Annotated in this window: 12 protein-coding genes; 4 read left to right on the top strand and 8 right to left on the bottom strand. The window is 59.0% G+C overall.

Going from position 1 to position 13689, the window contains the following annotated elements; genetic code table 11:
* Positions 1-484: 484 nt before the first annotated feature.
* From F8A88_RS15870 to F8A88_RS07020, 8 genes are all read right to left on the bottom strand, one after another.
* Entirely contained in the window at positions 485-646 is a 162-nt protein-coding gene (locus F8A88_RS15870) for a hypothetical protein (protein WP_170283780.1), read from the bottom strand.
* Positions 647-801: 155 nt separating this feature from the next.
* The gene (locus tag F8A88_RS07050; RefSeq protein WP_151150428.1) at positions 802-1467 is read right to left on the bottom strand and encodes a LexA family transcriptional regulator; all 666 of its coding nucleotides are present in this window, start codon (positions 1465-1467) and stop codon (positions 802-804) included.
* Positions 1468-1560: 93 nt separating this feature from the next.
* Positions 1561-3747 (bottom strand): ribonuclease R, encoded by a 2187-nt coding sequence (rnr, locus tag F8A88_RS07045; protein WP_338325285.1) that lies wholly within the window; start codon positions 3745-3747, stop codon positions 1561-1563.
* On the bottom strand, positions 3725-4897 hold the full coding sequence (lpxK, locus tag F8A88_RS07040; RefSeq protein WP_151150427.1) for a tetraacyldisaccharide 4'-kinase: 1173 nt from the start codon (positions 4895-4897) through the stop codon (positions 3725-3727). Before lpxK ends, rnr begins: the two co-directional genes overlap by 23 nt.
* A 43-nt stretch (positions 4898-4940) precedes the next feature.
* Positions 4941-5672, bottom strand: coding sequence for a Bax inhibitor-1/YccA family protein (locus F8A88_RS07035; protein WP_151150426.1), 732 nt, complete (start codon positions 5670-5672; stop codon positions 4941-4943).
* Between the two features lie 108 nt (positions 5673-5780).
* Positions 5781-6203, bottom strand: coding sequence for a YccF domain-containing protein (locus tag F8A88_RS07030; RefSeq protein ID WP_151150668.1), 423 nt, complete (start codon positions 6201-6203; stop codon positions 5781-5783).
* 101 nt (positions 6204-6304) lie between these two features.
* The gene (locus F8A88_RS07025; protein WP_151150425.1) at positions 6305-7234 is read right to left on the bottom strand and encodes a calcium/sodium antiporter; all 930 of its coding nucleotides are present in this window, start codon (positions 7232-7234) and stop codon (positions 6305-6307) included.
* A gap of 99 nt (positions 7235-7333) precedes the next feature.
* The gene (locus F8A88_RS07020) at positions 7334-8419 is read right to left on the bottom strand and encodes a tRNA(5-methylaminomethyl-2-thiouridylate) methyltransferase (protein WP_151150424.1); all 1086 of its coding nucleotides are present in this window, start codon (positions 8417-8419) and stop codon (positions 7334-7336) included.
* Between the two features lie 303 nt (positions 8420-8722).
* On the opposite strand from F8A88_RS07020, the gene F8A88_RS07015 reads away from it, so the two are divergent.
* The 4 genes from F8A88_RS07015 to F8A88_RS07000 all read left to right on the top strand — a co-directional run bounded on the left by F8A88_RS07015 (position 8723) and on the right by F8A88_RS07000 (position 13669).
* Positions 8723-9508: a FadR/GntR family transcriptional regulator gene (locus F8A88_RS07015; protein ID WP_151150423.1), complete on the top strand. Its 786-nt coding sequence runs from the start codon at positions 8723-8725 to the stop codon at positions 9506-9508.
* Positions 9509-9516: 8 nt separating this feature from the next.
* On the top strand, positions 9517-11154 hold the full coding sequence (gene betA / locus F8A88_RS07010; protein ID WP_151150667.1) for a choline dehydrogenase: 1638 nt from the start codon (positions 9517-9519) through the stop codon (positions 11152-11154).
* Between the two features lie 15 nt (positions 11155-11169).
* Complete coding sequence (betB, locus tag F8A88_RS07005; protein WP_151150422.1) at positions 11170-12645, top strand: betaine-aldehyde dehydrogenase; 1476 nt, start codon at positions 11170-11172, stop codon at positions 12643-12645.
* 82 nt (positions 12646-12727) lie between these two features.
* Entirely contained in the window at positions 12728-13669 is a 942-nt protein-coding gene (locus F8A88_RS07000) for a glycine betaine ABC transporter substrate-binding protein (protein ID WP_151150666.1), read from the top strand.
* Positions 13670-13689 lie beyond the last annotated feature (20 nt).

Below are 13689 nucleotides of genomic sequence, written 5' to 3'. Positions count from 1 at the left end.
TCGAATTTGCCTTACTGTCAGAACTCACTCAAGACATCCTTGGGTAAAACCACCTCCGCAAACACTTTGGGGAGGACATAACTAGTTAAAAATGGCGAACAGGCATAAAATCGAACAGCCCAATCAAACGGCACCAGCAGGGTCGATTAATGACCTACTATCATTCCTACAATTATAATTCCAAACGCAGAACGCCGGGATATCGAATAGTTACAGACTTCTCACTACTCCCCAAGTCTGATTTGGTCACAAAATGCAAATATCTCTTAACACTTTTTAGACAAAGATAACAGCCCGTTATACAACAAAAAAAGGAAGCGAAATACGCAGCTTATCCCCTGCCCGTTTCACTGAATCTTCTTTTTTTTGATTTAGCTACAAATCAGAGGGCAATCGAGACAAAACCGCGACTCAGCTGTGGAAAAAAAGCGCCCGCCCGCTGGGAACCAGCAGGCGGGACGCAAAACAGGGATGGAGAGAAAAACTATCGGAGGGAATCAATATCAAGGGGCTTGCCGCAGCAGGGGCAAACACGAATCAGCGTGGAACGCTTGTCGGCAACCGAGAACATGGGCCGCCAGGAAGACTTGACCACTCCGTAATGCACCAAGACCTTGTTACCACACGAGCAAAAACGTTCCTGCATGACCGTATCTCCTTGTATCGATTAAAAACAAACTTTTCCCAACCGAATGTGAGTAATTAATAAACAACGAAGAAAACAATGTCAACATAAAATAAACACTCAATGCAAAAAAAAGGATGAAGGCAACAGCCTCCACCCATACAGACGAAACTAATTCAACGATATTCACGCCCGACCCACAGAACCCGGCCGATAACACGCACGGTGTCCAACTCGTCGCCCGAAAGATGAATCGGGGAATAATCCGTATTGTCGCTACGCAGCACCAATGTGCCGGGCAGACGCTCAACACGCTTGACCATGACGGTATCCTCGACGCCCACTGCGTAAATGCCCCCGGAAAGGACATTGCTGTCTGCCTGATCCACAAGCACGTCGTCGCCTTCCTTGAGTTCGGGCTCCATGCTGTTGCCCACCACTTCCATGACGACCATATTGCGCGGATTGCCACGAGCATGAATCCAATCCGATCGGAATGACAGGTATTCTTCCACCTGCCCTCCGGTCTCAAAGGAACCGCCGCCCGCGCAAAGACGGGCGCGCACCTTGGGCACCTGCTCGAAATAAACGCCATCCTCCTCGCGATAATCCGTCATGGAGGATTGCCGTGCCTCGCCGCGTCCTGTCTCAAGCCACAGGGGGTTGATTTCATACATGGCGGCAAGGTCCAGCACCCAGCGCGGCGGCACGCTGTTCTTTTTCTTGGCCAATGAAACCGCAGCCCTGCCCACGCCGAGTGCGCGGGACAGATCCGACTGTGTGGACAGATCCGTTGCCGAGCAAATGCGCTCGAAAAAACCGTCAAAACCGATAGTGCTCATACGTGCTGCCTTGTTGATTCAATAGCTGGGAGGAAGTTAATCACAACAAAACATTTGTGTCAACAAACAATCGTCCTTCGGTTGACACAACTGTCATGCGATCATTTCCTTGTAGTCGTGCGAGGATTGCCCGGGGGCCAGTTCGAAGTTGAGTTCAAGTCGTTCAAGGTCTGCGTATTCGAGAACCACGTCCACCTGCTGGCCGATGGTGAAAGCCTTGCCGGTACGTTCGCCCACAAGCATTTCACGATGCCGCCAATAGGTGTAATAATCATCGTCCAGTGTTGAAAGCCGGATAATCCCCTCGGCCATGTGCTCTGGAAGTTCCACACGGAAGCCAAAGTCCATGATCTGGGAAACCACGGCCGAAAAACGCTGCCCTTCCTTGTCCTTCATGAAAAGAAGCATGAGCCTGCGGTAGATTTCCCGTTCCGCGTCCATGCCGGCGCGTTCCCGGGAAGAAAGGTTGCCCGCGATCTTGAGCAGCAACTTGCCGCCGGGGATGGCGCCTTTGCCGCCGATGGCAATCTTGGCCAGCCGGTGCACCACAAGGTCCGCATAACGACGGATGGGCGAGGTGAAATGGCAGTAACACTCCGAAGCCAGTCCGAAATGCCCCTCGTTGACCGGCGAATACTTGGCCTGCTTCATGGAGCGCAACAACAGCCGGTTGACCACGAATTCCTTGGGCGTTCCCGATACGCGGTCGATGAGCTGCTGCAGGGTCTTGGGCGAAATTTCCTTGGGGCGGGCCATGTCCGGGTCGGTCAGGCTCAGGAAGCGGAACAGGTTTTCCAGCTTTTCCTCGCTGGCCTCGGGATGCACGCGAAACAGGCAGGGAAGTCCTTCTTCCACCAGGAAACGGGCCACGGCTTCGTTGGCCGCGATCATGAATTCCTCGATGATCTGGTGCCCGAAATGCCGCTGCGTGGCACCGAACCCGCGGATATGCCCGTCATCGGAAACATCGGCGCGCGGTTCGGGCAGTTCGAAATCAAGGCTGCCCCTGTCGGAGCGGATCGCCTTGATCTTGCGGGCCAGTTCCTCGCACAGGTCCAGCATGGGCAGAAGCTGCGGACTGAGAGCCGCACGCGCGGTCTTGTCGCGCTCCAGCACGGCGTCCCGAATCTGGCCGTAGGTCAGCCGTGCATGGCTGCGGATGACAGCGTTGCACATGCGCGCGGATTTGACCACGCCCTTGGCGGAAAGCTCCATGCACACGGCCATGGTCAGGCGCGGCACGTCCGGGTTCAGGCTGCACAGCCCGTTGGACAAACGTTCCGGGAACATGGGTTCCACGGACAGGGGGAAATAATAGGAATTGCCGCGCTCAAGGGCTTCGCGGTCCAGTGCGGAACCTTCGCGCACATAATGGGCCACGTCCGCAATGGCCACCCAAAGCCGATAGCCCTTGCCGCTGCGCTCCACATAGACGGCATCGTCGAAATCCTTGGCCGTGGAGCCATCAATGGTCACGAACGGCAGGGAACGCAGGTCCTCGCGTCCGGAGAAATCGTCTTCGGCGGGTTGTTCGGGCAGACGCTCGGCCTCGGCCAGGGCATCACTCGGAAAGCGCACGCGAATGGAATGGTTGGATTTGACCAAGGCCTCCTGCACGCGCACATCGGTCTCCGGCCCCAGCCGTTCCACCAACTCCCCTTCCCACATGAGCGGATCAAGCTGTTCACCCGGCTCGCAAAGCGCAATATCGCCGCGCTGCAAATCCATATCGCCCGGCGCCGTGGCAATGACCCCGAAATCCAGCAGCGGGTCCGTGGGCCGGGCCGCCCAATCCCCATCGCCAAGGTCCTTGAAGACCTTGACCGGCAGCAGTTCACGCCCCCGCTCCAGCACGCGCACGATGCGGCCTTCGTGATTGCGTCCGCCGCGCCCTTCGCGCACCACGGCGCAGGAAACCCGATCGCCATTCCACGCACCGTTCAGGTCCTTCTTGGCGATGAAAATATCCTTGCGTCGAATGTCGTCGGGAATCACGAACCCGACGCCCGAGCGCGTCATCTCAAGACGGCCTGAGACCAGATGCATGGCCCCGGCAAGGCCGTAGGCCCGCCGGATGCGAATCAGTTCGCCGTCACGGACCAGTTCCTTGAGAATCTTCCTGATCTCGGGCTTATGCTTCTTGCTCAGGTGCAGCCGCCGCACCACTTCGGCACGGGACAATGGCTTGCGCTGCTCCTTGAAAAGCCGCAACACAACACTCTTGTTCAGGGATGAACCGTTTGCGGGACGTTTCTTTCTAGTCTTTTTCGCGGCCATCATGCTCCTCGACGGTTTCCCGTGTTGCTGCATCGTCTGCACCCGCTCCGGACGGGGCACCGAAATCGTATTCCCGATTCAGAGTCTTCCAACGCCTGTTCCACCACACGCCGAACGACGAGCCCTGGGCAAAGCAGGACGGCCCGAAATCCACCCGCAGGCTGAAGGCCCAGAAATCCTCGGTGCACATGGGACCGAGCTTCACGGCGTCCTTCTGGGTGCACAAAACATACCGTGCCCCCCTGCGCTTGGCTGTAGTCAAAATATCCAGCACGTCCGCCTTGCAATAGGAATGGTGATCCCGGTAGACCATGTGGTCCACGGGCTTGTAGTTGAAATATCGCCGGGCAGCGCGTTGCACCTGTGCGGGATTGCCCACCCCGGAAACCAGCAGGAACGGCTCGCCGAAAAAGTCCTTTTCGAACTTGCCGGTCAGCACCTGGGTAAAGCCTTTGGGCGAAAGGGAAAAACTGAAGACCGGACGATTCAGGTTGCCAAGGCGCTTGCGTACGTGACTGTTGATCTTCTTGAAATAATCGGGCGAGGCCTTGATCATGAAACAATCCGCACGCCTGAGTGCGGACTCATCCTCACGCCACGAACCGGCCGGGATGACCCGGTTCCAATTCTGCGCAATGTCCGAGGGACGCAGGAAAATAATGTCCGCATGGCGTTTTACGGCCATATGCTGCATGCCGTCATCCAGCAGTACTATTCCGGGGCTGTAATGCTCAAAAAGCCACTTGCCGCCCCGCGTGCGCACCGGGTCCACCACAACATGGGCGTCCGGGTGCTCCTTGGCCAGCATCAGCGGTTCGTCCCCGGCTTCTTCCACAAGATTGCCGGGCTGCACGCGCAGCGGCACGGAATGGGGGCGCGCGCCATAGCCGCGGGTAAGCACTGCGGCCTCCATGCCCCGGTTGGCCGCCCACTTCATGAACCAGGAGGTCATGGGGGTCTTGCCGGTTCCGCCCCAGCTCACATTGCCCAGCGAAACCGTGGGCACCGGCGCTTCCCACTGCCTGAGCACGCCGCGCTCGTACAGGCGCGCGCGCATGCGCATGACCTGCGCGTTGAGCCAGCCCAACGGACGCAGCAGAAGCGCAAACCTCTGCTGCAATTCTTCGACGGGTGCGATTTCGTTTTTTGCCATAAAAACCGAAAGGAGGCCCGAAGGCCTCCCGGTTCGTGCGTTGCTATTCCCTGTTGCCCAGGAATCGAAGCAGGAACAGGAACAGGTTGATGAAGTCCAGATAGAGCGTCAGTGCGCCCATGATGGAGCCGCGCCGGATGGCTGCGGCGTCATTGGGCAAGACCTCGCCCATGGTCTTGAGCTTCTGGGTGTCAAAGGCGGTCAGGCCCAGGAAAAGGACCACGCCCACGCCCGAGATCACGAAATCCATCATGGCGCTCTGCAGGAACATGTTGACCACCATGGCGATAAGCATTCCGATGAGTCCCATGAACAGCAGGCTGCCCATGCTGGTGAGGTCCTTTTTGGTCAGCAGGCCGTAAATGCTCATGGCCCCGAACATGCCCGCGGTGACAAAGAAGGTCACGGCCACGGAATGGGCGGTGTAGACCAGCAGGATGGGTGCCAATGTCAGTCCGTTCAGGGCGCTGTAGGCCAGGAACAAGGCCGTGGCCGTGGACGGATTCATGCGGCTGATGCGCCAGGAAAGCCCCATGACGATGCCGAATTCGGCCACGATCATGAGGATGTAGAACATGGAAATACCTGCGGCTCCGGTGGCCGGGTCCACATTGAAAAACAGGTTCAGCAAGGCCGGAGAAGTGGTGACCAGATAAGCCAGCACCGCTGTGAGGGCCAGTCCCGCACTCATCCAACCGTAAATGCCGCGCATGAAGGCGTTGACGACTTCCACGCTGCCGGTGCGGGTCGTGTTCATATAGGGGGTCTGGTTCATGGATTCCTCCTGAATCGTTTGTTCGCTTTCTCTATGGAGCGCAAAACGCCCCGTGTTTCTGTAATAATCAGCTTTGGTGGCCAAGGCAAGGGCCGTGTCCGACGAAATCTAACGGGCGCGCGCCGCTTCGGCCACCTCGTTGGGCACCACGGTCATGCCGATGGGAGCCATGGAAATGGCGGCCAGTTTCATGTGCTGGATACCGAACGGGATCAGGATGATGGTGATGAAACAGGCCACTGCCGACACGAAATGCCCCACAGCCAGCCAGAGGCCGAAAAAGACGAACCAGATCACGTTGCCGACAAAGCCCAGCGGGCTGGTGCCGATGTCCTCATGGCCGGTCAACCGGTCGCGTCGAATGATGGTCCTGCCGAAAGGAAAGAACGAAAAGCCCGCGATCACGAAACAGGCGCGTCCCCAAGGGATTCCGATGATGGAAACGAACATGAGCAGCCCGGCCAGAACCCAGCCGATGCCCATGAACACGCCACCGAACAGAAACCACAGAATATTCATAATGGTACTCATCATATCTCCGTTGCCTGAATGTTATCGCACACCACATGATCCATATGCCATGGCGAACGCGTCATTACGAGCCTTTTTTCATGACATTTCAGCGAGAAATGTCAGCCGAGGAAATCCTTGCCCCAGCGCAGCAGGTTGATGCCCACCAGCAGGGCGCCTTCCCAGCGGCGAATCTTCCAGCCAGTGCGCAACATGACCAACACCAGCCCGACCATGCCCACCAGCACAAAAAGACTGCCGCGCGCCTCCTCGCTCACGCCCAGCGGCCGGATCAGGCAGGTCAGTCCCAGCACGCCTGCAAAGTTGAAGAAGTCGCTGCCGATCAGGTTGCCCAACAGCATCTCGTTCCTGCCGCGCACCGAGGCGGCGAGGCATGTGACCAGTTCGGGCAGGCTGGTGCCCGCGGCAACGATGGTTACCCCGATGACCCAGCTGGAAACGCCCAGTGTCTCGGCAATGGACGTGGCCGCAGAGACCATGAGATGTCCGCCCAAAGCAATGGCCGCAAAGCCGCCAAGCAGCAGGAGCCAATCATACCATGCGGCCTCGCGGTCCGGCAGCTCGTCCAGTTCGTCCTCGCCCGGAGACTCCTTGAGCCGCGCCAGCCAAAACAGATACCCCACCAGAAGGGCCATGAGCGCCAGCCCGAACAGCCTGCCCAGCTGGCCGGTCAGGGACATGAGCAAAATGGCCCCGGTGCAGCCGAAAAGCAACAGGCCGTCGCGGTAGATGATGGTGCGGTTGGTGGCCAGCGGCTTGATCATGGCCATGAGCCCGAGAATGAAGCCGAGGTTGAAAATGTTGGACCCCACCACGTTGGACAGGGAAATGGCCTCGTGACCGCGCAGGGCCGCGTTGATGGTCACCAGAAACTCGGGGGCAGACGTGCCAAGCGCCACGATGGTCAATCCGATGACCAATTCGGGGACACGATGTTTTCTGGCTATGAGCGAGGCAGAGGTAACGATGCGGTTGGCGCCGAACCACAAGAGCAGCGCGGCCGCGGCAAATGAAACAATATCAAGCAGCATGAACTATCCTTGGTTGGCTGCAGTGTGACAGCGGCAAAGAACACAAGCAAGGGGCCGTTATGAAAAACCGGCCCCACGCTTTTTCCTGCGGCAAACGGACTATTGGCCGTTTTCGCACGATTCCTGCGCCTGCTTGCGCGCTTCCTTCCACGGGGCCACAAGGTCCTGCGTGGGCTCGGCCCAGTCCACGGCGGTTTCACGCCGGGGCATGACCTCAATCTCGCGGGTTTCACCGTCATGGGCAACGGCCATGGTCACGGGACGGCCCGTCTCTTGGCTCAGCCGTTTGGCCTTGGATGCGTAGGAAGCGGTCAGTTCGGCTGCGGCACGAATGGTCTCCACGTCCCATGATCCGGCATCCGTGGGACGCCCGACAGCCACAGGTCCCGGAAAACCCACGGAGGTAAACACGTAATCGCTGTCTGTGCTCAAGTCGGTGAGTCGCTTGTTTTCATGCTGCTTGCGCCCCATGGAAAGCCAGTTGCTGCCGGCCCAGACCTGCCGCCCCACCTGTGCCAGCACGAAATCGCGCGGCGTGGGCCGGGTCTTTTCCTCCATCAGCTTGATGAATCGGCCCGCGGCACTTGCCTCGGCCAGCACGCACCCTCCCGCAGGGGTCGGAATCTCGGTAAATCCATACTGTTTGGCCAGCTCCAGTTGCGGCTTGCGCGACCGGCCGCCAAGCCCCAGCAGACGGCTGCGGTCCACCAGCCCGGATTCCTCCACCGGGGTCGGCTCCAGCTTGAGCGCACTCAATGGCCGCAACAGCACGTCCTTGGCATCCGCGCGTTTGCGGATCAGACTCATGGCGTCGCGCCGCTGGCTCATGGGACGCTGGCCCATGACTTCGCCGGAAATCAGAAATTTTGCCCCGTATTTTTCCATCAACTGCTTGGCGTGTTCAATCATGATGATCTTGCAGTCCACGCACGGATTCAGCCATTTGCCGAAGTTGTTGGGCGGGCCGTCCAGCATCATGTCCACATATTGCCGACCGATGTTCACGGCCACGGCGTCAATGCCGTAGTGTTCCTTCCAGAAGGGAATGAGATTCTTCTTGCCGAAAAAGGGCGAGGTGAAATGCAGGCCGAGCACGCGAAGTCCCTGGTCCTGGATCACCTTGACAGCCAGTATGGAATCAAGCCCGCCCGAAAGCAGGGCGAGCGCATCATAGGTCTTGGTCATGCGCCGTCCCTTACGCGAGGTTGTGCCAAGAGGCAAGAAAAGCGGGAGCAGACGGCAGATTTGCGAAGGGGAACCTTGTGAAAAAGGTTTCTCCTCGCGCTCCCCTTCCCAAACTTTTGGGGATCACGCGACGCGTGATGGAAAAGAAAATCCATAAAAAAAGAATTATCCTCGACACTTCTCCCCCCGCTTGACACGACGGAGACCTGTGTGCAGAATGGTCCGACCATTTGGCAATGAAACCATGGTTTTTTCGTGCTGTGGTTATTTTTTTGGCTTCAAAGCAGTGCAAAGGTACGACCAATGGACAAGAATCAAGGAATTCAGGTGCGCTTCAATCCAGTGGGCATAGGCCGGGCCAGCGAAGAAATCGTGCTTCAGGTCGAGGCCGCCATCATGGACGGCAGGCTTGCCCCGGGCGAACGCCTGCCCAGTGAACGGGAAATGCAGACCCAGTTCGGCATCGGCCGCGGCGTGGTGCGCGAAGCCATCAAGACGCTCAAGCAGAAGGGATTGCTGGAAGTACGCAAAGGTGCCAAGGGCGGCGCGTACGTCAGGGAGCTGGAAGTCTCCAATGTCTCGGAATCACTGGCCCTGTTCCTGAAGCAGCACCCCGTGGCTCCGGAGAAGCTCATCGAATTCCGGGAAACCATCGACCGCACCATCACGGAACTGGCCATTGCCCGGGCAGACCGCACGGAAAAAGAGAAACTGCTCGAAGACGCCATGCGGTTGGAGACACTGCTGCGGCAGGATGATCCCGATCTGACCGTAACGGGCGAACTCGACCGCCAGCTCAATATTTCACTGGTCAAAATGGCCAGGAACCCCCTGCTCGAATGGGTCATGCACGCCGTGCAGATGGGCTTCAGCTCGCACGACTACGCCCTTTACGAGGATGCGGGATACCGGGAAAAGGCAGCGGCCAACTGGAGCGACACGGCCCGGGCCATCTGCAATGACGAGCCCATGCGCGCCCTGTCGTTCATCGGCTATCATTATGTGCTGCTCAGGAAATGCGTGGAGGAAAGAAACGGCCAGTCGCAGCAGGATCTGCCGTTTCTCAATGAGTCACCCAATAACAAATGACGGAAATGATGAAAAAATACGATTACATAATTGTCGGCGGAGGTTCTGCAGGATCGGTTCTGGCCAATCGCCTGAGCGCGAACCCGAACACCAAGGTGTTGGTGCTGGAGGCAGGGTTGCCTGACTTCAAGTTCGATTTCCGCATCCACATGCCCGCGGCCCTCACCTATCCGCTGGCCGGCAAGACATACAACTGGTGGTACGAATCCGACCCGGAGCCGTACATGAACAACCGCCGCATCTACCAGCCCCGCGGCAAGGTGCTGGGTGGCTCCAGTTGCATCAACGGCATGATTTACATCCGTGGCAACGCCATGGACTATGAAAAGTGGTCCAAAGAGGACGGGCTGGAAAACTGGTCCTATTCACACTGCCTGCCCTATTTCAAACGTTTCGAGTGCCGCACGTCCGGTGCCGACGAGTATCAGGGCGCAGTGGGCCCGCTCTACCTGACCACCCCGGAATGCGACAACCCGCTGTTCGACGCCTTTTTCAAGGCCGTGCAGCAGGCGGGCTACCCGATCACCGATGACGTGAACGGCTACCAGCAGGAAGGCTTCGGCAAGTTCGACCGCAACACCTACCGGGGCCGTCGCTGGAACGCGGCGCGCGCCTACGTGCATCCGGTCAAGAACCGCCGCAACCTGACCGTCAAATGCCTGGCCACCACCACACGCATCCTGTTCGAGGGCAAACGCGCCGTGGGCGTGGAATACACCCGTGGCAAAACCGTGCACAAGGCCTATGCCGGAGAGGTCATCTCCTGCGGCGGTGCCATCAACTCCCCGCAACTGCTCCAGCTTTCGGGCGTGGGCAACGGCGCCGAGCTTTCGGCCATGGGTATTGATGTGGTGCAGGACCTTCCCGGCGTGGGCGAAAACCTGCAGGACCACCTTGAACTCTACGTGCAGTACGCCTGCAAGCAGCCGGTGAGCATGTTCCCGTGCCTGAAATGGTACAACCAGCCGTGGATCGGCCTTAAATGGCTCTTCGGCGGAACCGGCGAGGCGGCCACGAACCATTTCGAGGCGGGCGGATTCATCCGCGGCAACGACGAGGTTGAGTACCCGAACCTGCAGTACCACTTCCTGCCCATCGCCATCCGCTACGACGGTTCCGCGCCCAACGAGGGGCACGGCTATCAGGTCCACGTTGGCCCCATGAACACCGACGTGCGCGGCCATGTGAAGATCAAATCCAACGACCCGGCACAACATCCGAGCATCCTGTTCAATTACCTTTCCACGGAACAGGAACGCCGCGAATGGGTGCAGGCCATCCGCAAGACCCGCGAGATCATGACCCAGTCCGCCTTTGACGAACTGCGCGGCAAGGAACTGGCGCCCGGCGCGCAGGCCCAGACCGACGAGGAAATTCTCGATTTCGTGGCCCGCGAAGGCGAATCCGCCTACCACCCGAGCTGCACCTGCGCCATGGGCACCCACGACATGGCCGTGACCGACCCGGAACTCCGGGTGCACGGCGTGGAAGGTCTGCGCGTGGTGGACGCCTCGGTCATGCCCTACGTCACCAACGGCAACATATACGCCCCGGTGATGATGATCGCGGAAAAGGCTGCGGACATCATCCTCGGCAACACGCCGCTGGCACCGGAAGACGTCCCCTTTTACACGCACGAAAAATAGCTTCGGGAGTACATCATGATTACAGGCCGACACTACATCAACGGTCAGTGGACCGACGGCGAGTCCGGCGAAACCCGCGACATCCTCAACCCCTACGACGCATCGGTCGTGGCCCGTGTGTCCGAGGGCGGACGCGCGGAAACCCGGGCGGCAATAGCCGCTGCGCGCGAGGCCTTCGACAACGGCGGCTGGCCGCAAACTCCGGCCTCCGAGCGGGGACGGCTGGTGTTCAAGCTGGCCGAACTCATTGAGCGCGACCGCGAGGAACTGGCCCGGCTCGAAAGCATCGACACGGGCAAGACCGTGGAGGAAAGCCGCTGGGACATGGACGACATCGCCGGAATCTTCCGCTATTTTGCCGGGCTGGCCGACAAGGACGGCGGCGAGGTCATAGACTCGCCCGTCCCGGACTCCACCAGCACGGTGGTGCGCGAACCCGTGGGCGTGTGCGGCCAGATTTCCCCATGGAACTATCCGTTGCTGCAGGCGTCGTGGAAAATGGCCCCGGCCCTTGCCGCGGGCTGCACCATCGTCATGAAGCCCAGCGAGATCACGCCGTTGACCACCATCAAGGTCACGGAACTGGCCGAGGAGGCCGGATTTCCCAAGGGCGTGGTCAACACGGTTCTCGGGCCCGGCCCGGAAGTGGGCGCGGAACTCTCCGAGAACACGGACGTGGACCTGATCTCCTTTACCGGCGGCATTGCCACGGGCAAGACCATCATGCGCGCCGCTGCTTCCAACGTGAAAAAGGTGGCCCTTGAACTGGGCGGCAAAAACCCGAACATCATCTTCGATGACGCCGACCTTGAACTGGCCGTGGACTACGCCCTCAACGGCGTGTTCTTCCACGCCGGGCAGATATGCTCGGCCGGTGCGCGCATCCTCGTGCAGGAAGGCATTCACGACCGGTTCGTTGCGGCCCTGAAGGCACGCATGGAGCGCATCACGGTGGGCAACGGCTTTGACGAAAAGACCCAGATGGGGCCGCTCATTTCAGCCGAGCACCTGGCCAAGGTGGAATCCTATGTGGACATAGCCAACAAGGAAGGCGCAAAGCTGCTCCTCGGCGGCTGCCGCCCGGACGATCCGGCCTTGCAGGACGGCTACTTCTACATGCCCACCCTGTTCGCCGAATGCGAAAACCACATGCGCATCGTGCAGGAGGAAGTGTTCGGACCGGTCATCACCATCGAACGTTTTGCCTCCGAAAAAGAAGTCATCGAGCGGGCCAACAGCACCATATACGGGCTGTCCGCAGGATTCTGGACCCGCGATCCCGACCGCATGGAACGGGTTTCCAAGGCCCTGCGGTTCGGCACGGTCTGGGTCAACGACTTCAACGTCTATTTCGTGCAGGCCCCCTGGGGCGGCTACAAACAGTCCGGCCTCGGCAGGGAGCTCGGCAGAATCGGCCTGGAGGAATACACCGAGGTCAAGCACGTATTCCGCAACCACGCCACCACGGCGCTCAACTGGTTCGGGGCATAACCCGCACACGGACGCTTACAAAAGACCGGGCCGCCCAATTCGGCGGTCCGGCCATTCGGATAACATCAACCAAGGAGACATGATGTCAGACCCCTTCAGGCGTATTATTCGCGCCGTCCTTACCATTGCAGCAATACTTGTCTTTTCCGTTCCCGCATACGCAGGCAAGGAAATCCGCATCGCCAGCGTCGGCTGGACCGGCGTGACCATCAAGACCGAACTCGCGGTTTCCATACTGAACAGCCTCGGCTATGACGCGGAAAACATCATCGTCTCCGTACCCATCGCCTACAAGGCCATGGCCACCAACGAAGCGGACGCCTTCATGGGCAACTGGATGCCGTCCATGGCCTCCATAGCCAACAAATATTTCGAGGAAGGCACCGTTATCAAGTACGTGGCCAACATGCCCGGCGCACAGTACACGCTGGCCGTGCCCTCCTACTGCGCCCAACAAGGTCTCAAAGACTTCAAGGATATCGTCAAGTTCGGCGATAGGCTCGATTGGAAAATCTATGGCATCGAAGCAGGCAACGACGGCAACCAGATCATCCAGGGCATGATCGACAAGAACATGTTCGGCCTCGGCAAGTTCAGCATCGTCCCCTCCAGCGAGGCGGGCATGCTCGCACAGGTCCAGTCCTACGCCAAAGAAAACAAATGGATCGTCTTTCTCGGCTGGGCGCCCCACAGCATGAACGAACGCATCGACATGACCTACCTGACGGGCAGCACGGCCGAAACCTTCGGGGCCAACGACGGCACGGCCACGGTCTGGACCAACATCCGCAAAGGGTTCGACAAGGAAAACCCCAACGCGGCCAAGCTGCTCAAGCACATGGTCTTTTCCATCGACATGATGAACCAGATCATGACCACGCTTCATGCCGACCACACCCTCGCTCCCAGGGACGCTGCTCTCGCATGGCTCAAGAAGCATCCCGAAGTATACAAAAAATGGCTCGAAGGCGTGACCACCGAAGACGGCAAGCCCGCTGTCCCGGCCTTTGAAAAGACATTGTAAAAATACGGCCACTATTCATG

Source organism: Pseudodesulfovibrio senegalensis (genome assembly GCF_008830225.1).
In the GTDB taxonomy this organism is placed as follows: domain Bacteria; phylum Desulfobacterota; class Desulfovibrionia; order Desulfovibrionales; family Desulfovibrionaceae; genus Pseudodesulfovibrio; species Pseudodesulfovibrio senegalensis.
Note: the sequence above shows the minus strand (reverse complement) of the source record. Positions and strands in the feature narration are given on the sequence as shown.

Excerpts from the sequence above, each read along its gene's own strand:
- F8A88_RS15870 (WP_170283780.1), bottom strand. The coding sequence starts at position 646 with ATGCAGGAACGTTTTTGCTCGTGTGGTAACAAGGTCTTGGTGCATTAC.
- F8A88_RS07050 (WP_151150428.1), bottom strand. The coding sequence starts at position 1,467 with ATGAGCACTATCGGTTTTGACGGTTTTTTCGAGCGCATTTGCTCGGCA.
- rnr (WP_338325285.1), bottom strand. The coding sequence starts at position 3,747 with ATGATGGCCGCGAAAAAGACTAGAAAGAAACGTCCCGCAAACGGTTCA.
- lpxK (WP_151150427.1), bottom strand. The coding sequence starts at position 4,897 with ATGGCAAAAAACGAAATCGCACCCGTCGAAGAATTGCAGCAGAGGTTT.
- F8A88_RS07035 (WP_151150426.1), bottom strand. The coding sequence starts at position 5,672 with ATGAACCAGACCCCCTATATGAACACGACCCGCACCGGCAGCGTGGAA.
- F8A88_RS07030 (WP_151150668.1), bottom strand. The coding sequence starts at position 6,203 with ATGAGTACCATTATGAATATTCTGTGGTTTCTGTTCGGTGGCGTGTTC.
- F8A88_RS07025 (WP_151150425.1), bottom strand. The coding sequence starts at position 7,234 with ATGCTGCTTGATATTGTTTCATTTGCCGCGGCCGCGCTGCTCTTGTGG.
- F8A88_RS07020 (WP_151150424.1), bottom strand. The coding sequence starts at position 8,419 with ATGACCAAGACCTATGATGCGCTCGCCCTGCTTTCGGGCGGGCTTGAT.
- F8A88_RS07015 (WP_151150423.1), top strand. The coding sequence starts at position 8,723 with ATGGACAAGAATCAAGGAATTCAGGTGCGCTTCAATCCAGTGGGCATA.
- betA (WP_151150667.1), top strand. The coding sequence starts at position 9,517 with ATGAAAAAATACGATTACATAATTGTCGGCGGAGGTTCTGCAGGATCG.
- betB (WP_151150422.1), top strand. The coding sequence starts at position 11,170 with ATGATTACAGGCCGACACTACATCAACGGTCAGTGGACCGACGGCGAG.
- F8A88_RS07000 (WP_151150666.1), top strand. The coding sequence starts at position 12,728 with ATGTCAGACCCCTTCAGGCGTATTATTCGCGCCGTCCTTACCATTGCA.